The 25,155-nt window shown below is 61.0% G+C and carries 32 protein-coding genes and 1 pseudogene; 6 read left to right on the forward strand and 27 right to left on the reverse strand.

Translation table 11 applies throughout. The annotated features are described in order from the left end of the window. Positions 1-33: 33 nt before the first annotated feature. From J3474_RS04850 to J3474_RS04885, 8 genes are all read right to left on the reverse strand, one after another. Positions 34-381: a DUF190 domain-containing protein gene (locus J3474_RS04850; protein WP_207093278.1), complete on the reverse strand. Its 348-nt coding sequence runs from the start codon at positions 379-381 to the stop codon at positions 34-36. Then, positions 381-3,638 (reverse strand): efflux RND transporter permease subunit, encoded by a 3,258-nt coding sequence (locus tag J3474_RS04855; protein WP_207093279.1) that lies wholly within the window; start codon positions 3,636-3,638, stop codon positions 381-383. Before J3474_RS04855 ends, J3474_RS04850 begins: the two co-directional genes overlap by 1 nt. Positions 3,639-3,641: 3 nt before the next feature. Further along, the gene (locus tag J3474_RS04860) at positions 3,642-4,802 is read right to left on the reverse strand and encodes an efflux RND transporter periplasmic adaptor subunit (RefSeq protein WP_207093280.1); all 1,161 of its coding nucleotides are present in this window, start codon (positions 4,800-4,802) and stop codon (positions 3,642-3,644) included. Positions 4,803-4,899: 97 nt separating this feature from the next. Continuing rightward, positions 4,900-6,168: a TolC family protein gene (locus J3474_RS04865; RefSeq protein WP_207093281.1), complete on the reverse strand. Its 1,269-nt coding sequence runs from the start codon at positions 6,166-6,168 to the stop codon at positions 4,900-4,902. 60 nt (positions 6,169-6,228) lie between these two features. Then, positions 6,229-6,561 (reverse strand): hypothetical protein, encoded by a 333-nt coding sequence (locus J3474_RS04870; protein WP_207093282.1) that lies wholly within the window; start codon positions 6,559-6,561, stop codon positions 6,229-6,231. Between the two features lie 364 nt (positions 6,562-6,925). Then, a complete protein-coding gene (locus J3474_RS04875) occupies positions 6,926-7,249 on the reverse strand; it encodes a DNA-binding protein (protein ID WP_207093283.1) in 324 nt (107 codons plus the stop codon). Between the two features lie 4 nt (positions 7,250-7,253). Continuing rightward, positions 7,254-7,592: a type II toxin-antitoxin system RelE/ParE family toxin gene (locus J3474_RS04880; RefSeq protein ID WP_207093284.1), complete on the reverse strand. Its 339-nt coding sequence runs from the start codon at positions 7,590-7,592 to the stop codon at positions 7,254-7,256. 55 nt (positions 7,593-7,647) lie between these two features. Next, positions 7,648-8,916, reverse strand: a complete 1,269-nt coding sequence (locus J3474_RS04885) for a site-specific integrase (RefSeq protein ID WP_207093285.1) — start codon at positions 8,914-8,916, stop codon at positions 7,648-7,650. A 499-nt stretch (positions 8,917-9,415) separates the two neighbouring features. Between J3474_RS04885 and J3474_RS04890 the strand changes: the two are divergent. Continuing rightward, positions 9,416-10,001: pseudogene (locus J3474_RS04890) on the forward strand (IS5 family transposase); the annotation flags it as partial. Positions 10,002-10,356: 355 nt separating this feature from the next. On the opposite strand, the gene J3474_RS04895 reads toward J3474_RS04890, so the two are convergent. The 9 genes from J3474_RS04895 to J3474_RS04935 all read right to left on the reverse strand — a co-directional run bounded on the left by J3474_RS04895 (position 10,357) and on the right by J3474_RS04935 (position 13,083). After that, positions 10,357-10,566 carry an AlpA family transcriptional regulator gene (locus J3474_RS04895; RefSeq protein WP_207093286.1) on the reverse strand — a complete coding sequence of 70 codons (210 nt, stop codon included), beginning with the start codon at positions 10,564-10,566 and terminating at the stop codon, positions 10,357-10,359. A 155-nt stretch (positions 10,567-10,721) separates the two neighbouring features. Further along, a complete protein-coding gene (locus tag J3474_RS04900; protein WP_207093287.1) occupies positions 10,722-10,958 on the reverse strand; it encodes a hypothetical protein in 237 nt (78 codons plus the stop codon). Then, the gene (locus J3474_RS04905) at positions 10,955-11,152 is read right to left on the reverse strand and encodes a hypothetical protein (protein WP_207093288.1); all 198 of its coding nucleotides are present in this window, start codon (positions 11,150-11,152) and stop codon (positions 10,955-10,957) included. The genes J3474_RS04900 and J3474_RS04905 overlap by 4 nt, the downstream gene beginning before the upstream one ends. A 2-nt stretch (positions 11,153-11,154) precedes the next feature. Continuing rightward, positions 11,155-11,418, reverse strand: a complete 264-nt coding sequence (locus J3474_RS04910) for a DUF2312 domain-containing protein (RefSeq protein ID WP_207093289.1) — start codon at positions 11,416-11,418, stop codon at positions 11,155-11,157. A 20-nt stretch (positions 11,419-11,438) separates the two neighbouring features. Further along, positions 11,439-11,672: a hypothetical protein gene (locus J3474_RS04915; protein ID WP_207093290.1), complete on the reverse strand. Its 234-nt coding sequence runs from the start codon at positions 11,670-11,672 to the stop codon at positions 11,439-11,441. Continuing rightward, positions 11,669-11,878: a hypothetical protein gene (locus tag J3474_RS04920; protein ID WP_207093291.1), complete on the reverse strand. Its 210-nt coding sequence runs from the start codon at positions 11,876-11,878 to the stop codon at positions 11,669-11,671. The genes J3474_RS04915 and J3474_RS04920 overlap by 4 nt, the downstream gene beginning before the upstream one ends. 112 nt (positions 11,879-11,990) lie before the next feature. Then, positions 11,991-12,299 (reverse strand): ogr/Delta-like zinc finger family protein, encoded by a 309-nt coding sequence (locus tag J3474_RS04925; RefSeq protein ID WP_041558672.1) that lies wholly within the window; start codon positions 12,297-12,299, stop codon positions 11,991-11,993. Continuing rightward, positions 12,299-12,790 (reverse strand): hypothetical protein, encoded by a 492-nt coding sequence (locus J3474_RS04930; protein WP_242528196.1) that lies wholly within the window; start codon positions 12,788-12,790, stop codon positions 12,299-12,301. The genes J3474_RS04925 and J3474_RS04930 overlap by 1 nt, the downstream gene beginning before the upstream one ends. Further along, entirely contained in the window at positions 12,787-13,083 is a 297-nt protein-coding gene (locus J3474_RS04935) for a carph-isopro domain-containing protein (RefSeq protein WP_207093615.1), read from the reverse strand. Before J3474_RS04935 ends, J3474_RS04930 begins: the two co-directional genes overlap by 4 nt. Before the next feature lie 72 nt (positions 13,084-13,155). Here J3474_RS04935 and J3474_RS04940 point away from each other — a divergent pair, with 72 nt between their 5' ends. The 5 genes from J3474_RS04940 to J3474_RS04960 all read left to right on the forward strand — a co-directional run bounded on the left by J3474_RS04940 (position 13,156) and on the right by J3474_RS04960 (position 16,973). After that, a complete protein-coding gene (locus J3474_RS04940) occupies positions 13,156-13,716 on the forward strand; it encodes a helix-turn-helix transcriptional regulator (protein ID WP_207093293.1) in 561 nt (186 codons plus the stop codon). Between the two features lie 629 nt (positions 13,717-14,345). Further along, positions 14,346-14,633 (forward strand): hypothetical protein, encoded by a 288-nt coding sequence (locus J3474_RS04945; RefSeq protein ID WP_207093294.1) that lies wholly within the window; start codon positions 14,346-14,348, stop codon positions 14,631-14,633. 333 nt (positions 14,634-14,966) lie between these two features. Next, complete coding sequence (locus tag J3474_RS04950) at positions 14,967-15,353, forward strand: hypothetical protein (RefSeq protein WP_079731202.1); 387 nt, start codon at positions 14,967-14,969, stop codon at positions 15,351-15,353. Continuing rightward, complete coding sequence (locus J3474_RS04955; protein ID WP_207093295.1) at positions 15,341-15,829, forward strand: ImmA/IrrE family metallo-endopeptidase; 489 nt, start codon at positions 15,341-15,343, stop codon at positions 15,827-15,829. Before J3474_RS04950 ends, J3474_RS04955 begins: the two co-directional genes overlap by 13 nt. Further along, entirely contained in the window at positions 15,816-16,973 is a 1,158-nt protein-coding gene (locus J3474_RS04960; protein ID WP_242528197.1) for a beta family protein, read from the forward strand. Before J3474_RS04955 ends, J3474_RS04960 begins: the two co-directional genes overlap by 14 nt. Here the strand turns inward: J3474_RS04960 and J3474_RS04965 are convergent. The 10 genes from J3474_RS04965 to J3474_RS05010 all read right to left on the reverse strand — a co-directional run bounded on the left by J3474_RS04965 (position 16,970) and on the right by J3474_RS05010 (position 25,061). Continuing rightward, on the reverse strand, positions 16,970-17,755 hold the full coding sequence (locus tag J3474_RS04965) for a sce7726 family protein (protein WP_207093297.1): 786 nt from the start codon (positions 17,753-17,755) through the stop codon (positions 16,970-16,972). The genes J3474_RS04960 and J3474_RS04965 overlap by 4 nt on opposite strands. A gap of 219 nt (positions 17,756-17,974) precedes the next feature. Beyond that, entirely contained in the window at positions 17,975-18,985 is a 1,011-nt protein-coding gene (locus J3474_RS04970) for a contractile injection system protein, VgrG/Pvc8 family (RefSeq protein WP_207093298.1), read from the reverse strand. After that, positions 18,982-19,395, reverse strand: coding sequence for a phage tail protein (locus J3474_RS04975; protein ID WP_242528198.1), 414 nt, complete (start codon positions 19,393-19,395; stop codon positions 18,982-18,984). Before J3474_RS04975 ends, J3474_RS04970 begins: the two co-directional genes overlap by 4 nt. A gap of 13 nt (positions 19,396-19,408) precedes the next feature. Next, entirely contained in the window at positions 19,409-21,922 is a 2,514-nt protein-coding gene (locus tag J3474_RS04980; RefSeq protein ID WP_207093299.1) for a phage tail tape measure protein, read from the reverse strand. Then, positions 21,922-22,053, reverse strand: coding sequence for a GpE family phage tail protein (locus J3474_RS04985; protein ID WP_041558677.1), 132 nt, complete (start codon positions 22,051-22,053; stop codon positions 21,922-21,924). The genes J3474_RS04980 and J3474_RS04985 overlap by 1 nt, the downstream gene beginning before the upstream one ends. A gap of 8 nt (positions 22,054-22,061) precedes the next feature. Next, complete coding sequence (locus tag J3474_RS04990; RefSeq protein WP_207093300.1) at positions 22,062-22,367, reverse strand: phage tail assembly protein; 306 nt, start codon at positions 22,365-22,367, stop codon at positions 22,062-22,064. A 62-nt stretch (positions 22,368-22,429) separates the two neighbouring features. Then, positions 22,430-22,942, reverse strand: coding sequence for a phage major tail tube protein (locus J3474_RS04995; protein ID WP_207093301.1), 513 nt, complete (start codon positions 22,940-22,942; stop codon positions 22,430-22,432). 43 nt (positions 22,943-22,985) lie between these two features. Beyond that, positions 22,986-24,158 carry a phage tail sheath subtilisin-like domain-containing protein gene (locus J3474_RS05000; protein WP_207093302.1) on the reverse strand — a complete coding sequence of 391 codons (1,173 nt, stop codon included), beginning with the start codon at positions 24,156-24,158 and terminating at the stop codon, positions 22,986-22,988. Positions 24,159-24,174: 16 nt separating this feature from the next. Further along, complete coding sequence (locus tag J3474_RS05005) at positions 24,175-24,525, reverse strand: GPW/gp25 family protein (protein ID WP_207093303.1); 351 nt, start codon at positions 24,523-24,525, stop codon at positions 24,175-24,177. Next, a complete protein-coding gene (locus tag J3474_RS05010) occupies positions 24,525-25,061 on the reverse strand; it encodes a phage baseplate assembly protein V (protein WP_207093304.1) in 537 nt (178 codons plus the stop codon). Before J3474_RS05010 ends, J3474_RS05005 begins: the two co-directional genes overlap by 1 nt. Positions 25,062-25,155: the final 94 nt, after the last annotated feature.

Raw genomic sequence — 25,155 nt, forward strand, 5'->3', positions numbered from 1 at the left:
ATCGCGCCTGGCCCGTTGCATCGATCGCAGCAATCACGCCTGCACGCCAGCAGCGGCTTGCAGCGCCTTGCCGCCGATCACCTCGACGGCTTCGAGCGTGATAATCCCGATGTCGGGAACATTCGCCAGCAAGGCAACAAACGCCCGTAGCGCATCTTCGGCATCGATAATCTCGATGACCACCGCGCGGTTGCTTTCGAGGACATGACGGCGATGGAGCTGCGCCGAGCCGCCAAAACCCATCAAAGCTTCCAGGACGGTCACACCGGCGATTTTTTGATCGCGCGCCAGTGAAGCGACATATTCGAAGACCTTGCGGTCGCCGATATAGGCCGCTTCATCGGTGTAGATGCGCAGCAGCTTCTGGTCCTTCTTTTCCATCATGCCTCTCCTTCAGCGGCTGCCGGCTGTTCGCCGACTGCCGGTTCTGACTTTCTTCTCTTCCATTGGATGTTGAGGCCGAGGACGACCTTGGCGATCGCTGGCAGCACCAGCAGCGTGAGGATGGTTGCCGCAATGAGGCCGCCGATGACGGTCGTCGCGAGCGGCTTCTGCACCTCGGCGCCGGTGCCATGCGCGAGCGCCATCGGCACGAAGCCGATCGCCGGCACGAATCCGGTCATCACGACGGCGCGCATCTTTCCGGCCATGCCTTCGCGAATGGCCTCGGGCAGCGCGACCCCTGCCTCCAGCCGCTCGCGGATCGCGGTCATCACGACGAGACCGTTGAGCACGGCGACGCCCGCTAGGCAGATGAATCCGACCGCCGCCGATACCGAGAAGGCGATGCCGGTCATGGCGAGGGTGAACACGCCGCCGGCAAGCCCTAACGGGACTGCGAGGAACACAGCCGCGGCACGGCCGAATCCGCCGAGCGCCATATAAAGCAGCCCGAAGATCGCCAGGAAGCAGAGCGGAACGACGATGGACAGACGCTCAGCGGCGGCCTGAAGATTCTGGAACTGGCCACCCCACTCCAGATAATAGCCTGCCGGCAGCTTGACCTGCGCAACCTTGGCCTGCGCCTCCGCAACGAAGGAGCCCGCGTCGCGGCCTTGCAGGTTCGCCTGAATCACGACCCTGCGCTTGCCGTTCTCGCGGCTGATCTGATTCAGCCCTTCGGTGAACCTGATCTGGGCGACCTGCGACAGCGGAACCGAGCTGCGCGCATGGCCTTCCTCCTTGGGCAGCATCACTGGAAGCGCGAGCACGTCATCAAGGTTGACCCTCGTGGCGTCCGGCACACGCACGGTGATGTCGAATCGCCGGTCCCCTTCGAACAGTAGCCCCGAAGCCCGCCCGCCCATGCCTGCCGCCACGGTGTCGGCGACCTCCTGAACGGTCAGGCCGTACCGGGCGATGGCAGCCCGGTCGAATCGGACATCGAGCGTAGGTGCACCGCCTGTCTGGTCGGCCTTGACGCTGGATGCTCCGGGGATCGACTGGAGTACACGCACGATCTCATCGGCAGACGCCGACATCTGGTCGAGGTCGTCGCCATAGAGCTTGATGGCGACGTCGCCGCGCACACCAGCGATCAGCTCGTTGAAACGCAACTGAATGGGCTGGCTCACCTCATAGAGCTGGCCCAGCTTGCTGCCAGCGGCTTTCTCAATGCGCTCTATCACGTTCGCTTTGGACTTGACGTCCTTTGGCCATTGGTCCTCCGGTTTCAAAATGACGAAGCCGTCAGAAACGTTCGGCGGCATCGGATCAGTCGCAACTTCCGCGGTACCGGTCTTCGAAAACATCAGTTCAACTTCGGGCAGCTGGGTCACGGCCTTTTCAACGCCGCGCTGCATGGCCAGCGATTGTTCGAGGCTGACAGAGGGCACACGGGTCGACGCCAACGCCAGGTTCTTCTCGTCGAGCTGGGGAATGAACTCAGAACCGAGCAATCCGAACGCCGGCACGGCCGCAAGGAAGAAGACCAGCCCGCCGGCAATGAAGGGCCAAGGCCGTGCGATCGCTTTGTCGAGCAGTGGAAGATAGCGCTCCTTCGACTTGCGGATCAGCCACACTTCCTTTTCAGCGACTTTGCCCCGGATAAGCAGGGCGACCAGCGCGGGGACCAGCGTGATGGCAAGGATGAACGCTGCCACCAGCGCGAGCATGATGGTGATCGCCATGGGCGAGAAGGTCTTGCCCTCGACCCCGGTGAACATCAGCAGCGGTGCGAAGGCGAGCAGGATGATCGCCTGACCGAACACGGTCGGTTTGATCATTTCCTGACTGGCGTGCATCGTCTCTTCGAGACGTTCGCGCAAGCTGAGCAAGCGGCCTTCATGCTCTTGGCGATGCGCGAGACGGGCCAGACAGTTCTCGATGATGATCACGGCACCATCGACGATCAGGCCGAAGTCGAGCGCACCGAGACTCATGAGGTTGCCGGGCACCTTGAAGGCATTCATGCCCATCGCCATCATCAGGAAAGAGAAGGGGATGACGAGAACGGCGATGATCGCCGCACGCCAATTGCCGAGCAGGAGGAACAGCGACGCGGCCACCAGCAAGGCGCCTTCGGTCAGGTTTCGCTCAACAGTGCCGACCGTAGCGTTGACCAGCTTTGCGCGGTCAAGCACCACCTTGACCTCGACACCTGCCGGCAGAGTCGACTTCACCTGGTCGAGCTTTGCGTTCACAGCCTGCGCCACGACCCGGCTGTTTTCGCCGATCAGCATTAGGGCCGTACCAACAACTGCTTCCTGGCCGTTCATACTGGCCGCCCCCGTCCGAAGGTCGCCACCAATTCGGACATTGGCGATCTCGCCAACCGTGATCGGGACCCCGCCGCGTGTTGCGGCAACGGCGTTGCGAATTTCATCGACCGAGCGAATGCGTGCATCGGCGCGCACCAGATAGGCTTCGCCGCCGCGGTTGAAGTAGTTGGCGCCAACCGCGAGATTGGCGGCTTCGAGCGCTTCGCCCAATTCAGTATAGGAAATGCCGTAGCTCGACAGCTTCACCGGATCAGGCTCGACCACGAAGGTCTTCGCATAGCCGCCAATTGAGTCTACGCCGGCCACACCGGGGACCGTGCGCAACTGGGGGCCGATGATCCAGTCCTGCACCGTGCGCAGATAGCCGGCCTTCGCGACTGCGTCGGTAAGGCGGGCACCTTCGGCCGTCAGATAGCTGCCATCAGATTGCCAACCGGGCTGACCGTCAACTTTCTTCGCGCCTTGCCCGTCGGGATGGGTATAGCCGACCGTATACATCACGACTTCGCCCAAGCCCGTCGTCACCGGCCCGATTTGCGGCTGTACGCCCTCGGGCAGATTTTCCTGCGCCTGAACGAGCCGCTCACCGACCTGCTGCCGAGCGAAATAGAGATCAGTCGAATCCGAAAAGATCGCGGTGACCTGACTGAAACCATTACGGGACAGCGAGCGCGTGGTTTCGAGCCCAGGAATGCCGGCCAGCGCCGTTTCAATCGGATAGGTAACGAGTTTTTCCATTTCGACCGGCGACAGACCGCGGTCGACCGTGTTGATCTGGACCTGGTTGTTGGTGATGTCCGGAACTGCATCGATCGGGAGCTTGGTGAGTTGCCAAACGCCAAGCCCGGCGATCGCGAGGAAGAGGAACAGCACCGCCCATCGTGCGCGGACTGACAATGCCATAAGGGATGCGATCATGGCTTATTCCTCCTCGCCCGCGCCCTTGCCGAGTTCGGCCTTGAGCAGGAAAGCGTTGCGGGTGGCGACCGTCGCGCCGGACTTGAGTCCGGAGACGATCTCGACCCGGCCTGCGCTGCGCTGGCCGAGCGTTACGAATTGCGCGCGGAAACCCTGAGCTGTGCGAAGGAACACTGCGTCACGACCGTCGACACTCTGCACAGCATCTTCCGGAACCACGATCGCGTTCGTCGGCGCGCCCTGACTGGGCATGAGCCGCACGCGCACACCGAGGCCGGCCTGTAAAATGCCACCCGGCACTTCGATGAGCGCCGTGGCAGCGCGGGTTTCTCCGCTCAGAGTCGGCGTGACGGCACGTATCCGGCCCTCGACCGTTCGACCGTCAATAAGTTCGATGATGGCGCGATCACCGGTCGCGAGACGTGCGACATCACCGGGATTTATCGCCGCCTCGACCTGAATTTTGCTTGGATCAGCGACCCGAAACAGCTCGGCTTCTGGCTGGACATACGCACCGAGGCTGACATTCTCCGAGGTTACTCGCCCGGCAATCGGACTTGCCACGATAACGCCGCGCCCGTCCTTGGTGACATTGGCGGCGCCAACCGAAACTTGCGCCCGCCTCGCTTCGGCTTCCGCTGCGGCGGCTTCCGCTTCCGCGCGTTCGAGATCGACACGCGCCGAGACTTTCTGCTCGAACAGGTAGCGCTCGCGAGCGAGGGCTTTCTGCGCAAGAACAGCCCTGGCCGACGCGGCCGCGCGATCTGCGGCGATCTGTGCCGCATCGCGGCTTTCGACGATCGCCAGCGCCTCTCCGGCGCGGACCGGATCGCCGAGCCGCTTGAATATCCGCGTCACGGCGCCGCCCGCGCGTGCCGTTACCAGCGCTTCGCCCGTGGGTGAGGCTGTAACCTGGCCTTGCACCAGTATCTCCGAGCCGAGACCGCCGGCTCGAACAGTTTCGACGGCAATTCCGGCATCGCGGATTGCATCCGGCGTGATCGCCAGACTGTCTGACGGCGTTTCGCTTTCAGCGCTGTCTTCGGCGGGCGCGGATGCCACTGACGGATCAGCTGTACAACGTGCGACGCTGAACCCGCCGATTGCGGCCAGCAGAACTGCGCCGGTGACACCGCCAAGGAGTCGCTTGTCCTGTGCTATCATTAAAGATCTCCGAAACGGATCGAGCAGCGGCCAGTCAGGGGCGCGTTCAGCTCGGAATGGGAAATGGGGAAGGTGAGGATCAGCGAGGCAGACGCGGTCATGGCGTTGTTCCCGCCACATCGGGCGCCGGTGTCGTCAGATGCGCCAGACGTGCCTCGGCGTCGTGATAGGCGACCAGCGCATCGACAAATGCGCCTCTCGTGTCGGCCAGAGTTCTCTCCGCATCGAGCAGATCGAGCTGGCTGAAACGGCCTTGCGCATAACCTATCCTCGCGATGCGGGCCGCTTCGCTTGCTGCCGCGAGCGCGGGTCCGCCCGCCGAGCGCGCGGTTGCGGCCGCGTTGGCAAGCTCGGCCTGTGCGGCGGCGAGCGCCTGTTCGGTGTCGAGGGCGGTGACCCGCCGCTTCGCATCGACCGCCTGCCGTTCGGCCTGCGCTTGGCTCAATGCAGCACGACCGCTGTTGAACAGCGGAAAGGGAATGCTGACCCCGAATACCGCCGCCGTGTCGCCTGTTGCGGACAGCCGCCGTGCCCCGGCGCTTAACGTGACGTCGGGGATACGTTGCGATCGAGCGAGACGCACTTGTGCGCTTGCCGTGGCCACGTCGGCTTCGGCGGCGGCCAGGATGAGCGTTCCGTCTGCTGAAGCCGGTCGCGTCGGGCCATATCCGCCGACCTGCTCAAACCATTCGGTATCCAGTGGACCTGCTACGGGTTCTCCGATCAGGCGTCCCAGATTCTCCCGCTTAACCGCCGCTTCCCGCCTTGCCCGGTCGAGCGCGACGTTGGCATTGACTCGCTGGACGTCAGCACGCTGCTGTTCAATCGGAGATGCTGCGCCAGCGGACACGCGCGTACTTGCAGCGCGAAACCCTTCTTCTGCGAAGCTGGCGAGCTGAACCGCAATCTCAACCCGCCGTTCGGCCGCCGCTGCGGCAATATAGGTCTGCGTTACCCGCTCGCGTAGATCGGCGAGTGCAATGGCAGCTTCGAGGCGTGCGCGCACGCCGCGCGAATCGGCAACGGCAATGCGCGCTGATCGTTTGCCGCCAAGTTCGATCGGCAAGGCAAGGCCGGTGGTAATTTCGGCATTCTGCGTGCCGCTATATGGTCCCGATCCTGCGACATTCTCGACATCCACCTGGACTTCGGGATTGGGTCTGAGACCCGCAACAGTCCGTGCTGCGCTGGCTGCACGAACGCCAGCGTCGGCGGCCTCGAGGAAGGGTGATGACACCCCGGCTGCGTCAAGGGCACGGTCGAGCGTAAATGGGGGTGCCGAATCCGGCGGCGACGCGACCGTCTGCGCCTGCACGATCGACGCGCAGGACGCCACGGCCAGCAGGGCCGCGACAAAGCGATGCATGATTTAAAGACTCCTGACAGTTTCCAACGAGCCCCAAGGAGTGGGGCCAAAAGGACGCTGTCAGGCGCGTGGAGGACGGTAGGTGGGGTCTGTCGGTGTCGAAGGACCAGCGGCGGCCCTGCTCAGAGGAAGCAAGGACTTGATCACGCTGACAAGACCAATCCCGCTATCGCGTGCCGGTTCGGCGATGTGATGGCCATGGCAAGGCGCATGGTGGTGCGGCGTGCCCTTGTCGGCATCGGAAGGCACTTCGTCGCGATCGCCTTCAAAATGCCCAAGCGCCGACGCAGACTCACTATCGATGCAGGTAATTGGCTCTGCGGCATGGGCCATCACACCCGATGTCAGAGACACCGAGAGCAGGACCGCAAGCATGACAGAAAGCCATCGCATGAAAATCCGCTATCACGCATCGGCGCGCGAAGCAAAAACAATGTGCGTCCACAATCATACCCGAGGCACAAAAAGTTATATCATATCCAACTCAAAAGATGTGGTATGATTGTAGGAAAGGCTTACACGTACTATCCATAGCTTTGGTTGTATTGTAAGTTTTCTTCTATATACCGATTAGATTGAGATATTAGGAAATAATATCTGTCACAATAGCAGAATATACCGTTATATTGTGGCAATTTGGAATTTTGGTATGCCCACTCGATTTGAATGTGGTCGCTAAAATTGCTCCGAAGAACTGCAACCTTGTCTTTGCGGCGAGGCTATCACCGGCCTTTATGACTTGGTAGCGATGCGTTGATCAGGCAGCTTCTACAACATGGGCCTCGATCGCAACTCCAAGGCGCTTGCGTACCGCTCCGAAAATGGCCGCGAGATTGTCCATGCTCGGATTGCCCTTCTCGGACAGCATCCGGTGCAGGCTCTTGCTGGGTCGGTTGGTCTCGGCCGCCAAAGCTTCAAAACCAACCGATGCGTTCACCAGGTCACGCAGGATCAGCCGTGCGACATGCGGCTCGCCATTGAGGAAGGCCGTCGCGGCCTCGTCAAGCATGGCCTTGGCAAAAGCGGGATCGCGCGCTGCGCGCGCCTTTACCGTTTCCTTGAAATCCCGTGTCAGCACCATGTCGCTATTTCCTGGCCTTCTTCGCAGGGGCCTTGCGGCCCTTATATTCCCTCAACAATGCAGTGGCCTCGTTGACATCGGCCTGCTGTCGCTTCTTCGTTCCGCCGACGAACAGGATGATCAGCTCATTCCCGTCCTGCGCCAGATAGAGCCGATAACCCGGTCCCCAATTGATCCGATATTCTCCAAGCCCGCCGCCGATCCATTTGACGTTCGACAGATTGCCCAGTTCCAGCCTGACAATTGCCGTCGCAACCTTGGCCCCGGCCTGAGAATCGAGATCATCGAACCAGGATCGGAACGGGCAGGACCCATCCTCGCGGATATATTCCTGTACGATCAACTCACAGCCTTTCAAGTAACGTATATGTTACCATTTGTCCAGCTCCCATTGTCGCTCAGGCCACGAGCCGCAGCCGGTCGAGCTTGGCGGCGCCCTGGGCGAGCAACTTGGCGATCTCGTCAGACGTGCGTCGCACGGCCAGTTTCAGCGCTTCATCGACGTGGATGTAATCCTGCGTCACGTTCTGCGAGGCGTGTCCCAGCATCGCGCGGATCGTCAGTTCCGAGAAACCGAGTTCGGCGGCAATGCTGGCAAAGGTGTGTCGCAGGACGTGGGGCGTGACGCCCGTGATTCCGGCAAAACCGCAAACCCGCTGCAGACAGGCGCTTACAGCCGTAAAGGGGCCATCGCCCGTCGTTGCCGCAAACACATAGGAATTGCCGGCGATCCGGGGCTGCGCCACGATTACCTTGATCGCTTCCGGCCCGATCGCCCGTACCTGCTCGCCGGTCTTGGTGTCGGGAAAGGCGACGAAGCCGCCCATCGGATTGACCCATTCCCGCTGCATGGCTTGGCCTTCTTCGCGGCGATAGCCGGTTAGAAGCAGCAGGCGGATCACGGCGATCCCGGTCGGACTGACGCCTTGTTGTTCAGCGTAGACCATCGCTTTACCCAGCGTTTCGATCTCGGCGATGCTGAGGCGCCTTGTCCGCTTGTTTCCGGCAAGCTTCTTGGCGCCCTTAGTCGGATGCTCTGCGAGCAGGCCTTTATGTTTCGCATGCCCCAGGATCGCCTGGATCGTGGTCAGGCAGCGCGCCGCGACCCCGCGGCCGCCGGTCGCCTTGCCGCCGCGGCCCCCGGTGCGAGGCTTTCCGGTCTTTCCCTTCGCGACATCGTCCTGCATCGCTTCGACATCGGCAATCGTCAGATGCCGGGCGATACGCTTGCCGATCAGCGGGTTGATATGGGTCCGAATCCGGCTCTCATCCATCGCAAGCGATGACTCCTTGATCGGCCGGTTTCGGCGACCGAGGATTCTGCCTGCGCGCGCTTCGGTCAGATACCAGTCGCACAATTCAGAAACATTCATCTCGTTGCGCGCGCGACGTGCGTCTTCGGCTGGGTCTTCTCCGGATGCCACCGCACCGAGTTTGATCTTCGCGAGATCGCGAGCCTGGTCCACTGTGAGCACGCCGAAGCGGCCAAGATTGACGCGGCGCTTGATGCCTTCGGCGTTTCGATACTGGATGATGAACGTCTTGAGCCCAGACGGCAGCACCCGAATACCGAACCCGCGGATCTCATTATCCCACAGGACGAACTGTTTTTCAGCAGGGGGCTTGAGCGCATCGATCGCGCGCTTGTTCAGCTTGGCTGTCGGCATTGCCGCCTCCATTTGGAGACAAAGCTCCGGAGAGCAGCTTTTGTCTCCATATTGTCTCCAGAATACGCCGTTTCATGGCGAATTGCAGGATATGACAGCGAAGAACAAAATCAATATCTATTTGAATTAGCGTAGAAACTCGTATAGACGAAAACTGTGGCGTAAGGTTAGAATCGGATTGCCAAGGTTGGGGTCGAGGGTTCGAATCCCTTCGCCCGCTCCAGTTCCTCTATGAAAATTAGAGATTTGGTCGATTAGGGGTGATGAGACTGCCGTTTCTTTCGGAACGGTGTCTACCACAGCTCCACTATTGAGCCTCGCTCTAGCGTCGCTGGTGGTACTGGATCGGCTTAGATTGCCTCGGTTTTGCAAATGTCTGGACGCATCGCTCTCCGGAGTGAGCGCTTCCGCCGCTGTTACATGCCGTAGTCTGGTTGGGCTTTGTTGCATAAGTGACCGAGGGATTCCGATAGTGAATCCAGGTTGTTAAGGGGCGGCGATGAGCGAGCCGCCCCGCGCACGCTACCTCACGACGAACTGGAAAACCTGCAACGCAGCGCTGGCACATCGAGGCTCGCTTCAGATCCGGTTTGATCCCGGGATGCAGTGGTTGTCGGCGCCCACCGGTAAGCGCGGGCGCCAGCCCGTCTTCCCGGATGCCGCGATCCAGACCTGCCTGACGCTGAAGGCGTTGTTCAAGCTGTCTTTGCGCCAAACCACCGGCATGGTTGCGAGCCTGCTGGAGATGGCCGGGCTCGATTGGCCGGTGCCGGACTTCAGCACACTGATCCGCAGGCAGAAGGCCCTGCTCGTGGAAATTCCCTGCCAGGCTGGTTCTGGGGCGTTGCACCTGCTGATAGACAGCACTGGCATCAAGGCCGTGGGTGATGGTGAGTGGTGCGCGCAAACATGGTCTTTCCAAGCGCCACCAGTGGCGCAAGTTCCACCTGGACGTCGACGCCCGGACACTGGAGATCCGGGCCATCGAAGTTACCGGCAGCCGGATTGGCGATGCCCCCATGCTGCAGAATTGCTGGGGCAGATTGCCACGGATCAACCTGTCGCTTCGGTCAGCGCCGATGCAGGCCTCCCGCACTGCTCTCCCCACGGCCTCAGAAAATCCGTCGCCGCCGCTGCCGAGAGGCCGGTTGTTCCAACGAAGAGGGCATGGCGATCACCGGTCACAAGACCGAACGATAGTACCTCCACTACGCCGCCGACTCAGTCCGAGCCGCCCGCGCCGACGCCGCAATGACGAAGGTAATGGCTAACCATCGTAAAAGGTTAGCGACCGACCCCGGCGAAAACACAGGGAATTAGCCAAAATGTTCAGAAAAGTGGATGCCCCGCGAGGAATTGGATTGCATCGTTAAGCCTATGAAAAATAATGATTTATGGAGGAGTAATTTGACTGGATACCCCAGTTGTTACCCCCGCGTGCTAATTCAGAAAATTGTTTGCCTGTTGGTCTTTCCAGCCCTGCACCGAGCGCTCTGACCATGCGACGCGCTGGGGGCTGACGCGAATCGGGGAGGGGAAATCGCCTTTGGCGATCAGGCGATAGATCGTGGCCCGCGATAGCGAGGTTTCGGCGACAACGTCCGTGATCTTGAGAAAGCGATTGGAGCGCGCCGGAGCTGCTTCAGACATGTGCGCCTCCAAGGTGGGGGGTGGATTTGGTTGAGGTCAATTGCATGGGCCTGAAGCCTTCTTGTTCTGGATGAGCTGGCCGGGGAAATTAGAGGGGAGGGCGCAACCCGATCGTGGTGATCGGTGCGGATGTTGCCGCCTCTGGCGAGTTTCGGTCACGCCCCCTGTATTTGGACGGGCGGCTGACAGACATTTTCCAATTCCTTCTCCCTGCGCCGCGCCCGGATTTCTCGTTGAGCTTCGGCGCGGTTGCGGATGGTGGTAATGATGTGCTGGTGGGCGGGCGCGCCGATCAGCTGGTGTATGAACAGGGCCTCGGCGCAGAGGACGAGGCGCTCTTCATTAAGCTGGCCGGTCCAGTCCGTGGCCAGTTCGAGCATCATGGCGCTCACTGGCGCTCTCCCCTGGCATTAGACAGGGCGAGCGCGACGATGAACGGGATCGCCAGAACGGCCGCGATCAGGAACAGGGCGCGGGTGGCGGCCTTGATCGCTTGCCCGGCCCGTGGATGGCCACCGCCTTTGGGCGTGCAAGCCTTGCAGGTGCATCCCATGGGGTGGACCGTGGCTACGGTGCGGCGGCGCATGGTCAATCGATCCCCAGCGCAGCGCGGTAGGTATCGAGGATCATGTCCATTTCGCGGCGATCGTCCGGCTTCATCTTCCGCAGGCGCACGATCTGGCGCATCATCTTCACATTGTAGCCGACGGCTTTCGCTTCGTTGTAGACGTCGCGGATATCCTCGCTGATGCCCTTCTTTTCTTCCTCGAGACGCTCAACGCGCTCAACCAGAAGGCGCAGGCGATCGTCTACGGGACGTCGCGATTCTTGGATCTCGACCGGGATGGTCATCTGTTCGTCTCGGGCAGCAATCACAGGGCGATCCACTTCATGGCTTGGGCGACCGCGCAGCTTGCGCCGAACACCGCCGCGCCGATCAGGAAGAGGGGAAAGAGGAAGCGAAGAGCCGCCGATTGCGCGGCCAGCTTCGCGGCCAGCGCGGCACATTCCGGATCGTGTTCCAGAATGACGAGGCCCCTGCTGGCATCCCACAGGAGGTCCACCTCTGTGCAGGGCTGCGCGGGGAAGTACTGCGGCGCGCTCACTGAAGGTCGCCCTGGGGCAGATCGAGCGCGCAGGGCGGGCAGAAGATGTAGGCGTTTTCGTCGATGTACTCGATCGACCAATCGGCAGGCGCTTCCGGCGTGGGCCGATGCTCGGTCTGTTCGCAGCAGGTGCAGGTGAAGGAAAACGACTGTCGCACCGGCGGCACAGGTGCGTTGCGGCCTGCGGTTTGCTTGGCATTCTGCATGGACAATCTCCCGTTGTGGGCTTGGAAAAAAAGGCAAAGCGGGGGCGTTCCCGGCGATGGGGTGCGCCGGGTTGCGGGCTTTGATCTGTCAGTGGATCAGGTGGCGATCAGGCTATCGGCTGTGCATCGATCCGGCGTGGGGTTCGGTGGGCGGCCCATCGTCATTGGCGGCGCGGTCATTCGCCGCGGAGTGCCACTGGCTTTGGGGCAAGACGGCGATGGGCCGGGGAAAGCGGCTTGGCCGGGTGGTGCGGATCGGTTCCATGCCGACAACGAACTGGTGCCCGCAGGCATCCGGGTTGCGGCAATGGTAGTAGATCTCCCGGTAAAGCGGCGTGTTCTTGCCCACCGAGCGGGCGAAGGCCTTGCCACCGCAGGCCGGGCAGGTGACGTGTGGAAGTTGCGCAGGGCGACCTGACATTACCGATGATTCCCCATGGTTTCGCGCGCGGCCCCATTGCCGGGCATGAACGATTTCAGGCGGCCGAGCAGGCGCGGCAGCAGCGCGTCAGCCTCCTCGGTCTCTACGATGGCGCGCTGGATCACGGCGTGCGACGCGCCAGGCTGCGTGGCCATAATGCAAAAGCTGATCGCCTCACCGATCTCACGCGAGACATTGGCGACGTCATCGGCCAGGGCAGCGCGGCAGGCGATCAGTTCCAACAGCGACACGTCCAGCTGGCGCACGTAGCTTTCCAGAATGGGAGCATAGCCGCCGCCGGCAGCCAGAAACGCGCGGTCGAGCGCGATGGCCTGATCAAGCGTGGGCGTGCCATTCTTGTCGCTCTCAGACCAAAGGCGGACGGTGCGTTCAGCGCGACGGGTAGCGTCGGCAACAAGATTCCAGCCAATGCCTTCGGCGACGATCTTGATGGCGAGCGAAAACGTGAGGGGATCGCGGATCTTGGTCATCGACCCCGTCCTTTTCGTTGCAATCCAGCCTGCCGATTGCAAACGACGGCGAGCCGCTTGCGGGCTACATCAGTTGAGGCAGAAACATCCAAGCGGCCGAGGGGGAAGACGACATGTTCCGCGGTTACCGGCAATCCGAGCGCCTGACCGACCTCCAATACATGGGGCTGTTTTGTCGCCGGAATGCGGCCGTGACGTTTCCAAGCCCCAACATTCGAGAACGGCTCCCCGATTGCGCGAGCCATCGGACGGACGCCGCCAAACATGGAAAGGATGGACTGTTGCAGGCTCATACAAGCGTGTGTGCAAAAAAAGTACACGTTTGACAAGCCTCAATTTGCACAGACGTTGTACAATTTTTTTGCATGGCTGCGGCTGTGAATGTGTCAGTAAACATCCAGCTCAAGGAACTGCGGAAAGCGGCCGTTCCTCGTCTCTCGATCAGAGGCATGGCGGAGGCGTTGGGGATCGGATATTCCCGGTACGCCTATTTCGAAGATCCTAAACGCTTCAAAAAACGCGAACTCCCTCTCGATCTGACACGTAAGATTGCTGCGGTCCTGTCCCGGCATGGCGTGGACCCGTCAGAGGTTATGAAATTGGCTGGATTGAGCGAGGACGAAGCTCAGCCGGAAGCGCGCGAGATCGAGGCGCAAAAGCCAACGCAATTCTGCGTCACCCTACCGGTCATTCTGCCTAGTGAAGCTGCGCTGCGCGATATGTTCCGCAGTATGCTGGTGATGGTTCCGGATAGGGCGACAAAGGACGAAGCCGCTGAAATTCTCGCTCGACGGCTTCCATCTGGGCTCGCAGCGATCGGACCTGTTCTGCTCGATCCAGTCGCGGCTGTATCGATTGCTGGCGAAGCAGATCCTCAATATCCCGCCAAAGCTCATCCCGAAGCCGAACAACGGTCGCGCACCTGACACTGCACTGCGAGCAACCAAACTCGCACCCAGGCGTCAGACGGATAACATCGCGACCCACAGCTCACTTCCTTTTGTTCCTTGTTTGTTCTCATCTGCCTGAAGCGGAACGTGTAGGAAAGGTGCAAGTGAAATGATTTTGGTTTCCCCGGTAAAAGGGCCCTGGGAGACCTAGTTCGGATTAAAACCTTGTCACATTGAACGCACAACAGCGGCGTCCAGAACACTGCGGAAAAAGCAATGTAGACAGCCCCTTATACCGCACGTAGCGACTGCTCGGAAATTCCGCACAGGGGAAATGAATGAGTGAAGGCACCCCCGCAAAAGGGAAAGGTAAGTGAAACCGTCGGCACCGCCATGCTGGACGATTGCCTTATCAATTAATGCCCTTTGTGCGTCTTCGACAGACGCACAGGCTTGTGGGCCTTCAGGACGCCGAAGAGTTGGCAACTCGATTTGAGGCAAGACCGGAAGGCCCGCGGCCGGGCTACTATCTTCAAGGTAAGAGTGGCAAATTCTGGGCACACTCGCATGCGCCAAGTATGTGGCGAATGCCCGGTTTGGCCGGTTCGTCACTCGCAAGGTGCGATGTCCACGATGAGAATAGCAGAGGCTAGTACAGGGGGCGCATGAGCAACATCGATCTTTCGGATTTGTCTGCGATCTTGAGCGTCATTTCGGCAATGCTTTGGTTCTACTCAGCTCTGAGTGTGTCTCGCGAAACAGAACTGAAGCGACGTACAAAGCGAGCCCTCCGCAAAGGTGTCGAACCAGACCTTGGGGGGATCCAAATTCTTGACGATAACCATCGATATGATCTGATTGCGACTCTGCGTCATCAATCGCGATGGAGCAAATGGGGCGCAGCATTCGCGGCATTTGCACTGATCGCCCAAGCAGCAGACAAATACGTATAGATAAGACCGATTTCGGTTTGCCCGCATCAAAACGGCGTGCCGGGCAAAGCGCGCATTAGGATAGCGCTCGCAGAAATCCTGACCATTATCGACCAGATCACGCCTTGCAGCGAGAAGCTTGCTCAAGAACCGGAGCAACAAGCCAATACGTCGGCGCTCTTATCCGAGCGATTGTCATCGCAAAGTCAAGATGGTGCCCTGCGGAAATTGGACGGATACGGTGGCAGCCTGCCCCGAATTGGATCAACGCCAACATATCGACAAAGCCGCTGACGTATCTTATCGAGAGATATGCGGTGGTTAAAGCGAACTGTTTTGGCGGCAAATGTCCTCATGTTTGGACTGCTGCTATTGCTGCTCGACCTTCAGGGTGCGTCGATAATTCGGCCTGGCGATTGGGAATACAAGGACCTGATCGCGATTCTCCTCACCGTCGTTTCACTAATAGTGACCTTTATTGGATTCATCGTCGCCGTCGCAGCTATCTGGGGCTTCCAGACACTTCGCAGCATAGCAGAACAGATTTCAGTTGAGACCTCGAAGAGTGGAAGCGACAGCTATTTCAAATCGGAGAATTTTACCCAGCGAGTGGACGCCGCCATCACTGCAGCAATGGAAACCCGCGCCCGGGATGCGGTGCAAGATGCCTTGGGCGCGTCGATCGTGAAATCCGACGCAGCCCCGGAACATCAAGTGCGAGATGAAGAATGGCGCGACTGAGCATTCCCCAACTGCCCCCCTATGCAGCCGAAGCGATCGCTCGTCATCAAGTGGAAGCTCCGGTTAAACTAGGGGCCATCGCAAATGATCTCGGCGTCAAGGTGGTTATCAGTGATCTGCCGCTTGCTGTGTCGGGAATGCTTGTCTTGGATAAGGATGATCGCAAGACTTGGACTATCAAAGTCAATCGGCACGAGCACCGTAATCGACAGCGTTTTACTATTGCCCATGAAATCGCGCATTACGTTCTCCATAGGGATGTCATTGGCAATGAATTGGTCGACGATACATTTTATCGGAGCGGGCTCTCCGAAAGGCGAGAATTTGAGGCGAATGCCTTGGCAGCCGAAATTTTAATGCCGTGGCATCTGATTACCCAGCTTATGCGCAACGGCGAAAGGGATGTTAATAAACTTGCAGAAGCGTTGCAGGTTTCTCCAGCGGCCATGAATATTCGCTTGGGTGTGCTCACTTAAGACCGCGATACTTTGGAGAGAGTGCCTTTTGTTTACTGCAAAATATTTTCCGAGCCTGACTATTCGACAAAGCGAGGCCGAAGCTCTTAGCAGGCTGGCGGAGCCGATAAAGGACTCGATCTTCCCAATCGTTCGCGTGCAAGCGTGGCCCCATCCAAAAAAAGGGGAAGGCAGTCCGATTCAAAGGTCGACCGATCATATGGCGCAGGCCTATGGAGAGCGCCAGATAGGGATGGATCTAGCCTTGCCGGCCCCACCCTCTGACAAGATTTACAAAAGGCAGGATCGTGCTGACTGGGCCGCATTGGGCCGCTCAGAAGTCGCTGCACTTCACGACCCCGCGAATGGATATCAGGCTTGGTGTCAGTTCATTCGAAATGACGAGCGTCGCATCCCGGTAGTGCAATGGGCTGACGACCCCGATCTATTAAGGGCCCAAGTACAGCAGCTCGCTGCGCTGAATCGAGGGCTAATCTTTCGATTTCGTCGATCTCGAGGCTGGAATCTCACGCAAGCTGCAGAGCTTGCCGGTCTATCTTTCGACCAGAATCATCTGCTGATGGTCTACGACTACGAGCAGATTGGCTTACGTGATGATCTCACCTCCATTGGCGTTATGGCTCAAAGTGCAATCCTCTCCTCCAACTCCCATTTTTCGGGGGGATCACGTACTCATGTTTTCAAGGCTTCGAGTTTCCCAAGCGAATTTACTTCAACGGGCGAAGAGTATGCTTGTCTGACGATTCGCGAACGGCAACTCTACGATATGCTAAAGTCCAGCCCGCCTATCGTAGCGGCCGGAATTGATCTGCAATACGGCGATCATGCTGCAATCTTCGCCTCCGACAGGGACCCTGCCTTTCGCGGCGTCCCTCGTGTCGATTACCCGACACCTGGAGAATGGATATATCATCGTCGACGCGAAGGTTTTCACAACGCCGCAGTCCGGGTCCGTCAGGACATAAAGTGGGACGATTCGAACTTGTGCTGGGGGGCGCAGCGGATCCGAGAAGCCGCCGAAGGCAAAATGGAAGGCCTCAATGCAGCGGGTAAATGGACCACAATTCGAATGAACATTCATATGCATGTTCAGGCGCAATCGGCGGGCGCTTCGCTAACAACAGACGAACCTTGGGTCGATTAATCGGCTAACATGTCTTTTAATTCATCCGGAATCGGTCCAAAACTCTGGCCAACGTGCCTATAGACCGCCGCGTCGGTACAGCCGCGCAACGCTGGTGACGAGACTCGAACGCCATTGCCATCTTTGATGGCATCCGCCTCCTGGCTCCAACGCCTGAGAATGGAGAGATCGCTGGGTCGGATTTTACGCCGCCGAGTTGCTCGCCACAGTGCCCGACTATTCGGCCCGTAGCGCTCAGCAAAAAAGGCGAGAACGGCCTGCTTCTTTTTCTCGACGGCCAACTCAACTGCCTCGGCGACCACTTCGTGTCGCCGGAGCCGACCAGTTATCGCGAGCCGAGATTGAAGATCCTTTACGGGAACGAGGGACAGCAACGCATTTGCATCAAATGCGGGTGAGCGCGATGCTTTGCGCACCACGCGGAGCGGATTCTGACAATCGAGGCCGACCATTTCGATTATGCCAACGTGGGGGTCAACTCGCGACATAATGGCGTTGATGTGCCGTGTCGCCGCGACGACCGTGACAAAATTGGCATGCCGAGCATAGGCCTCAAGCTGCCGGTCAAGACGAGCAAGCGTGTCACGGTCGGTTTTGATTTCGTAGCAGTGCAGATCGTTTCGGTCGCACACAGCAACGTCTGCCCGAACTCTGTAATTGTCGAGAATGAGTTCGGCACTCACTGAAGATTGGCTGGATAACTCACCCGTCGAACGCAGGAAATCAAGAAGTGCAGCTTTTGCCTTAGGCTCTGCTCGATCATCTCCCGCGCGTTTCGTCACATCTTTTCCCTAGCCGCGGCGAATAAGTGCGATCTGGCCGCTAAGCGGCGGCCCATAAAGCGTAACTCAAACTCCAGCAAGGAAGAAGGGCTTTGTTTTCCGGGCGAAACTCACACAGCCCTCATTGGCAATGCTCGACGGCAGCAATCGGCACCTGGCCACTCGCGCCACGAGCCTTTGACCACGGCACCCGAAATCGATCCCAGAGCCCCATGACACTCAAGGTGCCGTCTCCATCCTTAGAACCGTGATGTACCCGCTTCCATTGTTGAGCCTGTGCGTCACTTCTGAAATCAGCCAGGTCCTGGCATCGATTTCGTTCTTAAAACCCGAGACCGAGACACGGCATTCCGGGTAGGCATCCGGCCTGCCCAGCGCCAGTTTCAGGTCCAGCTTGGCGGGCGCGCGCTTGAGCCTGTCCCGCTCGGCGATGGCGGCGCGCTTGGCTGAGGCTTCGTCCGGATAGACCTTGCGCAGCTTCTTCGCGCCGTCCGTCTTGCCCACGGTAATGGTCTTTCGTTTCGCGCCCTTCCGGTCATGCCAGCTGGCGGTCACCCCTTCCTGCCCATCCCGCTTTTGCCGCTGCCAGTTGTGGCCGTCTCCGCTGCGGCGGGTCAGGGTGAGCGTGGGCAGCGCCTTGCCGCTGGCGGTCGTTCGCGCCCCCTTGCGCGCGAAGATCAGGTGCCTGTCCTTGATGGTGGCCACGGCATCGTATTCCCGCCCCAGACGGCGCAGGAAAGCCACATCGCTTTCGCGGCTCTGGCTGATCGAGGCCAGTACGATCGCGGCCATATCGGCGGCCACTTTCGGCGTCAGGCCGTTCCGGCCGGCGACATCCTGAAGCACTGCGCCCAGCGTGGTGTTCTTCCAGCTCTGTTCGCGGCGGTTGCGGATCTGGCTGGTGAAGTCCGCGGCACGCGCCCGAATGCGAATTTGGTCGGGCGGGCCGCTATGGGTGACATCGTCGACCTTGTAGCTGCCCTTGTCGATCAGGCCGGGCGTGACATCGCGGCCCTGCTTCCAGCCCAGTGCTACGGCCAGCAGCGCGCCTTCCCTGGGGATCGCGAGCATGCCGTCCGTATCGTCCAGCACGATGTCCAGCTGATCGGCCTCGTCCCCGCGCTTTTCGGAAATGGTGAGCGAGACCAGGCGCGGGCGCATCCGTTCGGTCAGGTCCTTGCCATCGAGCGTTACGCGCCAGTCCGGGATATTGGTAATCGCCTGAGTCATGCCGCTGTTTCCGCGTTGTTGGCGGGCGCCGGATCATCGACGCGCAGCAGATCGATGCCGAAATCGATCCGAAGCGGGCGGCCATCGGCCATCATGGCGACGTGGCGTTCATCGATCGCCTCAATCACGAAATTGCCGAAGACGGTGCCGCTGCCATCGACCAGTGGCAGGGCCTCTCCCTGATCGGCCATTTCGCGCAGCTGGTCGATCGAGACGCGGCCATCGGCGATTTCGGCATAGACCGCGCCGGACAGGCTGACCTTCTCATCACCCGGGCCAAGGAACTGGACGGCATCGCGCGCGCCCACGCGGGCAGAGCGGGCGAAGCGCCAGTCCGTCTTGCGCTGCAGTTCGTCGTAAGCGAGCGTCGGGATCTGAAACAGGAACATGCCAAGGGCCATCAGGTGCATCGCGGAGCCTTCCTCATTCGTCGCCAAAGCCGCGCCCGCGCCGCTCGCGCTCAATCTGCTCGATCGCCTTGCGGACTGCCTCGGCGATGTCCTGTGCGGGCGCGGCCCCGGCATGGACGGTGATGTTATAGGTTGCGCCGGGAGCGGATGGCGCCGCGCGCGTATCGGCCGACGCAGATGCAGGCGAGGCCATCGCCACAGCGGGCGCGGCGGCTCCGGCTACGAGCGCGCCGGCCATCCTGCCTGAACTATCGGCAATGCGGGAAAGCATGCCGCCGCCTTCCGGCTGTGCGCTTCTGACAAGGGGCGCAATCGGATTGGCCGTTATGCCTGCCGCCATGGCGTCCGACAGGGCGGAAATGCGCCGCAATGGTCCTGCGCTGTTCTCCGCAAGGCCCTGATCGAGCCCGGCCATGACAAAGCCACCCAGCCCGGCAAAGACGCGCGATGGCGAATGGATGCCCAATTTTTCCTTGAACCACCTGGCAACCGATCCGGCGGCATTCATGACCGTAGTCTTCAACGTGCCGAGCATTCCGGTGATGCCGATGACCAAGCCCTGTATGAGATTTCGCCCGATCTCCTTCAAATCGAGACCTTGCAGGTAGGTGAGGACAGCGTCGAACGCCTTCATGAGCAAGCCGATAGGCGAGAAGTTCATGAAGGCATCGACGAGCCAGTCAATGGCGGCCCCAGCAGCCGATTTGATATCTTCCCACAATCCGCTGAACCAGGCAGAGATCGCGCCCCAATTGCTGTAAATCAGGTAGGCTGCGGCAGCGACGGCGGCCACAGCCGCAACGATCAGCAATAGCGGACCGAGAGCGATTCCAAGGGGAGCGGCAGCGAAAGTCAGCGCAGCGAATGCCAGCGCGAGGCCGCCGAGCAAAATGAGCAGGCCCGAACCCACGGCCATGAAGATCATGATGCCCTTGGCCAGATTGGGATTTTCCTCCGCCCAATCCCGCATGCCATTCGCGGCATCCCTCACTTTGTCGGATACCTCTGAGACCGTAGGGAGCATTTGATCTCCCATCTTGGTGCTGAGCGCATCGATCGCATTGCCGGCGAGCTGCGTTGAACCTTCAGTCGTCGCAATGGCGGAGAGGTATTCCCTGTTCATCGAGCCCGCGTACTGGCCCTTGTCTCCCACCAGCGCGAAGTTCTTCTGCAGCTGATCGAGGCTGGTGAGCATGGGCGCGATGGCCGAGACGCTTTCCGATCCGAACAGCTGGGTGAGCGCGCCTGCCTGCGCTTCCCTGGGCAGCTGCTGCAGGCGCTTCATCACGTCGATGATCGTGCCGCCGGCATCGCGCTGCATGTCCTTTGCGACCTGAACGGCATCGAGGCCGAGCGCCTGAAACGCCGCACTTTGCGACCTGGTGGCCGCTTCGCCCTTGGTCAGCGCCAGCATCATGTTCTTGATGCCGGTGGCGCCCACTTCCGATTCCACGCCAACGCTGGAAAGCACTTGGCTCATCGCCGCGATCTGGGACGCGGCCAGCCCGCCCACCTTGCCCAGCGGGCCGATGCGGGTGACCATGTCGGTGACGGCACCGACATTACCGCCATAGCTGTTGGTCAGCGCGTTGATCTGGTCTGCCAAGGCCACGACGCCCTGCTGCGGCAGTTCGAAGGCCGTGCGCCATTTCGCCATGGTGCTGCCCGCTTCCTCGGCAGTGCTGTCAAAAGCCACGCCCATCTTCGCGGCATCTTCGGCGAACCGGAGCAATTCCTGACGCGGGACATTGGCGCGCCCTGCTGCGGCAACGATCTGGGCAATGCCTTCGGCGGACATCGGGATGCGGGTGCTCATTTCCAGAATGTCATCGGACATCTGGGCGAATGCCTTGGGCGTGGGAAAATCGACCACCTTGCGCACATCGGCCATGGCGCTTTCCAGCGTCATCGCCTGCTTCGTGGCCATTGCAATCGGCGCGCCCGCTGCGGTGCCGGCCGCGATCATGCCCACGCCCATGCCGGTGGCCTTGGAACCGATGTCGCTCAGCTTCTCGGAATTGCGCCGAGCCCGATCGACTTTCTCCAGCTGGGCAGTCTGGCGGCGCAAGGCTTCGGTTGCATCCTGCGTCCGTTCGGCAAGGCGGTCCTCATGCCGGGCAAGGTCTGCAACGTCGATGCCGGCGTCCGACAGTTTCGAGGACAGCTGCTGCAGTTCGGCGCCGCCGTTTTCCAGCTTGCGCGCCACTTGTGCGGTCTGGCGCTCGACCTTTTCGAACTCGTTTCGCAGCTTCTTCGTGGGTTCCTCGGTCTCCTCAAGCTGCTGGCTCAAGGCGGCCAGCTTCGCCTGCAGTTCTTCGTACTGCCGCGCATCGTTGGCGTAGCGGGTTTCGGCGGCCTTGTAGCGGCCGACCTGCTGCTGCAGGGCATCGAGCCCCTTCAGCTGCTTGTGCGTTTCGGCAAGATCCCGGCGCGCGGCCGATGACGCGCCGGTGATGGACTTGAGCGGGGCGGTCACCCGGTCCAGCCCTTCAAGAATGATCTGCAGGCGTAGGTTTCTGTCAGCCATCAGCGCTTCCCCGGTGCCTCCGGTTGTTGGGAACGGCGGGCCGCCCGGTCACGCCAGCCCATGAGTTCGGACAGGTCCATCCCGTCCATCGCGGCGGGCGGCCAGTGGAAGATGACCGCCACGTCCGCCATCGCGTCATCTACCGATCGAGGGCATCCGTGCGCTGCGCCCTCTGCAGCAAAAAACTTCCGATCTCCGCGCCGCAGGCCAGCAGGTCCGCCGGGTCCATGTTGGAGACTTCGGCGGGCGTGAGCATGGGGATGGTGACGCGCGGGAGAAGCTTGGTCAGCGCATCGACCTTCAGCTGCCCCAGTTCGACCAGGGCAAGGCCGCGCAGTTCGCCCGACTTGGGCTTGCGGATCTGGATGGATTCAATGGTCTGTTCGCCGCGCTGGATGGGCGTGTCGAGGGCAACGGTGCGGATTTCGGGGGTGGCTTCGGTCATGTTGGCTTCCGGATGTCAGAGGGAAAGTAAGGCGGCCCGGCGGGATGCGCCGGGCCGGACGGTCAGAACAGGCCGAGGGCGCTGCGCTGCTCTGCCAGTCGATCGCTGCCGTCGACGATTTCGACCATGTTGAGCGGATCGATCTCGATCTCGGTTCGGCCGTTCCAGATGAGCTTGTAGTAGGCGAGGGCCGAGGTGACGGTGAAATCGGCGGGCGTGCCCACTTCCTGATCGCCCATTTCGATTTCCGAATGCCGGCCGCGCACGATCACTTCGATCGTGTCGGTCTCTGCCGTATCGTCCTGTTGGTAGAACCCGGCAAAGCGCATGTAGACCCCGTTCACCTTGGTCATGCCCCACTGGCGCAGGATATCGCGCTCAGGCCCGGCGAAGACGGATTTCAGCTCCATCGCCTCCATCCCCATGTCGAGCTTTACCGGGGCAGACATGCCGCCCCCGCGGTATTCTTCCATCTTGCGGGTGAGCGTGGGAAGGGTGACGGTCTTGACGTCGCAGACGTAGCTCTGACCTTCGTTGAAAAGCATCAGGTTCTTGAGCGTGCGGGGCAGTCCCATGGTGGGCTCCTATGCAAACGGGGGAGGAAGTGCGGCGCGCCGGTTATGCGGCTTGCGTCAGCTGGCTCGCGAAGTCCGCGAAGTAACTGTCGGTGATGCGCTGGTTGAAGCCGAGGTCTTCGAGCGGCGGCGGCACGGTGTAATCGTAATCGATGCGCAGCTTTCCGGCCTGCAGGCTGGCGGTGGAGTTGTTCGCCTCATCGAACCAGGCACTGGCGCCGAGGATGACGCCGGCGGCCTTCAGTTCGAGGAAGAAGCCGTTGACCGTCTCGATGATGTCCCGGGCGAGCGCAGGGGTGAGGGGCTTGTCCATCGCCCAGTCCATGCCGCGCGCGACGGTATCGGCCAGCAGCTGCGCGACGCGCGTGGTGCTTTCGAACTGGAACAGCGGATCGTCCGAACAGGTGCGGTTGCCCCAAAAGCGGAAGCCGCTGTCGGAACGGACCAGCGCGGTCACCTCCGAAGCATTCAACACGCCCGCATCGCTGGCCATGTCCTCGATATCCCAGTGGATGTCCTTGGTCAGGCCGACGACGCCTGAAACCGCCACGTTCGAAAGCGTCTTCTGCGGGCCGTAGAGTTCGTCGATCCTCGCGCGCAGGCCCATCGCGCGGGCAGCGGCAAAGCTGGTGACGTTGGCGCTGGTGGCGGTGTCCCAGGCGAGGAAGTCGGGCATCAGCAGCATGAGTTCACGCTCGCTGAAGTTCGCGCGGTAGAGGACGGCGTCGGCCACGGTATCGCCCACGGCGCGGGCATAGGCGAAGCCGCGCAGCTTCTTCGCCACCACGGCAAGCGCGGCCGTGACGGCCTGCGCCTCGAGCCCCGGCGCGCCGAGGATCTTGGGCTTCACGCCCAGCTGGCCCTGCGCGGCGAGCAGTGCCTGCATGCCCGTCTTCATGCCTTCGGCCGTCGTGGTGCCGATTACGTTGCTGGCGGTTTCGGCTTCGTCCGCGCCTTCGGCCACGCGGACCACGACGACGATCGGGCGCGACTGGTCGGCAATGGCGCGGAGCGAGGCGGCAAGCGTGCCGTCCGTACCGGCATCGCCGATTGCGGCTTCCACGTCAGTAACAAGCATCGGTGTATCGAGGGGGAAGGCTGCCTCATCGGCATCCGACGCGGTGGCGACAAGGCCGATGATGGCGGTGGAGACGGCAGCCAGCGTGCGGGCGCCGGTGCTGATCTCGGTAACGGTGATTCCATGTTTGAAGGCCATGAGCGGCTCCTTGGGTTCAGGCGGCAAGAGGGACGGAAAGGCGCACCAGCGCGTTGGCGGGAGCGGTGTCTGTGCGGGTGGCGTCGATGATCACGGTCGCCGCGCCTGGGCGATCCCCGGCGGCCACGCCCACGCGGCGCAGGCGGATGCGGCTTTCCCACCGGGTGAGCGCCACGGCGGTCGCGGCATAGACGCGCAGGATGTTTGCCGCCGTCATGGGTTGGTCGATCAGTTCGGGCAGCAGCGAGCCATACTCGCGCCGACCGACGCGCGTGCCCATGGGCGTGGAGAGGATATCGGCGGCCGACTGGCGGATGTGCTCCAGACCATCGAGTGCCTTGCCTGTATCGCGGGCCATGCCAGTCATCACACGGGCGTCCCGGACTGCGCGCCGCCAGCCTGCACGCCGCCGTGCTTGTGGCCCTTCAGGCTGATCCCGCCGCCGATAACGTCGGTGCTGGCGGTAAGCTTGCCGTTGACGGTGACGTCACAGTTGAGGGTCAGGCCGCCCGGCGCATCGACCGTCGCGGTGCCGCCTGCGGGTAGCGTGACTGTCAGCGCATGGCCCGTCAAATCGTAGGCGATGACGGCGCCGTCATCGAATTCAAGGTGGACCAGATCCGGATTGGCAGAGGGGGCGGGGAAGGCATCGCAATAGAGGCCGACGATGACGACGCCATTTTCGATATCGCCTTCGGGCGAGAGCAGCAGGCACTGTTCCCCGATCGTGGGGGGAGACCATATGCGCAAGCCGCCGGCACGCGGCGCGATCCACGGCAGGTCGCCGGTGACCACATCACCGCTTTCGACAGTGCAGGTGGCATTGGCATGATCGACGGACGCGATCACGCCGAGCCGAAGCACGTCACCGGTTAGCTGTTCAGGATCGAGGGGTTGCGCCATGGGGCGACCATGGCGCGCTCTTCATCGCGTTTCGCGGGGGTGCATTTGGATGGGCGGCTGACCAAATGCAGAGCCTGCATCCAACTGCTCTTGC

Origin of the sequence: Novosphingobium sp. PY1, from assembly GCF_017312445.1 — a bacterium.
Taxonomy (GTDB): domain Bacteria; phylum Pseudomonadota; class Alphaproteobacteria; order Sphingomonadales; family Sphingomonadaceae; genus Novosphingobium.

Bases quoted from the DNA above. Each gene is read 5' to 3' on its own strand.
- J3474_RS04850 (WP_207093278.1), bottom strand. From the start codon at position 381: ATGGAAAAGAAGGACCAGAAGCTGCTGCGCATCTACACCGATGAAGCG.
- J3474_RS04860 (WP_207093280.1), bottom strand. From the start codon at position 4,802: ATGATAGCACAGGACAAGCGACTCCTTGGCGGTGTCACCGGCGCAGTT.
- J3474_RS04865 (WP_207093281.1), bottom strand. From the start codon at position 6,168: ATGCATCGCTTTGTCGCGGCCCTGCTGGCCGTGGCGTCCTGCGCGTCG.
- J3474_RS04995 (WP_207093301.1), bottom strand. From the start codon at position 22,942: ATGGGACTGCCCCGCACGCTCAAGAACCTGATGCTTTTCAACGAAGGT.
- J3474_RS04940 (WP_207093293.1), top strand. From the start codon at position 13,156: ATGGCTGCGGCTGTGAATGTGTCAGTAAACATCCAGCTCAAGGAACTG.
- J3474_RS04945 (WP_207093294.1), top strand. From the start codon at position 14,346: ATGAGCAACATCGATCTTTCGGATTTGTCTGCGATCTTGAGCGTCATT.
- J3474_RS04930 (WP_242528196.1), bottom strand. From the start codon at position 12,790: ATGACCAAGATCCGCGATCCCCTCACGTTTTCGCTCGCCATCAAGATC.
- J3474_RS04925 (WP_041558672.1), bottom strand. From the start codon at position 12,299: ATGTCAGGTCGCCCTGCGCAACTTCCACACGTCACCTGCCCGGCCTGC.
- J3474_RS04990 (WP_207093300.1), bottom strand. From the start codon at position 22,367: ATGACCGAAGCCACCCCCGAAATCCGCACCGTTGCCCTCGACACGCCC.
- J3474_RS04950 (WP_079731202.1), top strand. From the start codon at position 14,967: ATGTTTGGACTGCTGCTATTGCTGCTCGACCTTCAGGGTGCGTCGATA.
- J3474_RS04920 (WP_207093291.1), bottom strand. From the start codon at position 11,878: ATGCAGAATGCCAAGCAAACCGCAGGCCGCAACGCACCTGTGCCGCCG.
- J3474_RS04875 (WP_207093283.1), bottom strand. From the start codon at position 7,249: ATGGTGCTGACACGGGATTTCAAGGAAACGGTAAAGGCGCGCGCAGCG.
- J3474_RS04935 (WP_207093615.1), bottom strand. From the start codon at position 13,083: ATGAGCCTGCAACAGTCCATCCTTTCCATGTTTGGCGGCGTCCGTCCG.
- J3474_RS04885 (WP_207093285.1), bottom strand. From the start codon at position 8,916: ATGCCGACAGCCAAGCTGAACAAGCGCGCGATCGATGCGCTCAAGCCC.
- J3474_RS04970 (WP_207093298.1), bottom strand. From the start codon at position 18,985: ATGACTCAGGCGATTACCAATATCCCGGACTGGCGCGTAACGCTCGAT.
- J3474_RS05005 (WP_207093303.1), bottom strand. From the start codon at position 24,525: ATGACTGGCATGGCCCGCGATACAGGCAAGGCACTCGATGGTCTGGAG.
- J3474_RS04985 (WP_041558677.1), bottom strand. From the start codon at position 22,053: ATGGCGGACGTGGCGGTCATCTTCCACTGGCCGCCCGCCGCGATGGAC.
- J3474_RS04870 (WP_207093282.1), bottom strand. From the start codon at position 6,561: ATGCGATGGCTTTCTGTCATGCTTGCGGTCCTGCTCTCGGTGTCTCTG.
- J3474_RS04855 (WP_207093279.1), bottom strand. From the start codon at position 3,638: ATGATCGCATCCCTTATGGCATTGTCAGTCCGCGCACGATGGGCGGTG.
- J3474_RS05010 (WP_207093304.1), bottom strand. From the start codon at position 25,061: ATGGCGCAACCCCTCGATCCTGAACAGCTAACCGGTGACGTGCTTCGG.
- J3474_RS05000 (WP_207093302.1), bottom strand. From the start codon at position 24,158: ATGGCCTTCAAACATGGAATCACCGTTACCGAGATCAGCACCGGCGCC.
- J3474_RS04905 (WP_207093288.1), bottom strand. From the start codon at position 11,152: ATGCGCCGCCGCACCGTAGCCACGGTCCACCCCATGGGATGCACCTGC.
- J3474_RS04975 (WP_242528198.1), bottom strand. From the start codon at position 19,395: ATGCACCTGATGGCCCTTGGCATGTTCCTGTTTCAGATCCCGACGCTC.
- J3474_RS04955 (WP_207093295.1), top strand. From the start codon at position 15,341: ATGGCGCGACTGAGCATTCCCCAACTGCCCCCCTATGCAGCCGAAGCG.
- J3474_RS04895 (WP_207093286.1), bottom strand. From the start codon at position 10,566: ATGTCTGAAGCAGCTCCGGCGCGCTCCAATCGCTTTCTCAAGATCACG.
- J3474_RS04980 (WP_207093299.1), bottom strand. From the start codon at position 21,922: ATGGCTGACAGAAACCTACGCCTGCAGATCATTCTTGAAGGGCTGGAC.
- J3474_RS04910 (WP_207093289.1), bottom strand. From the start codon at position 11,418: ATGACCATCCCGGTCGAGATCCAAGAATCGCGACGTCCCGTAGACGAT.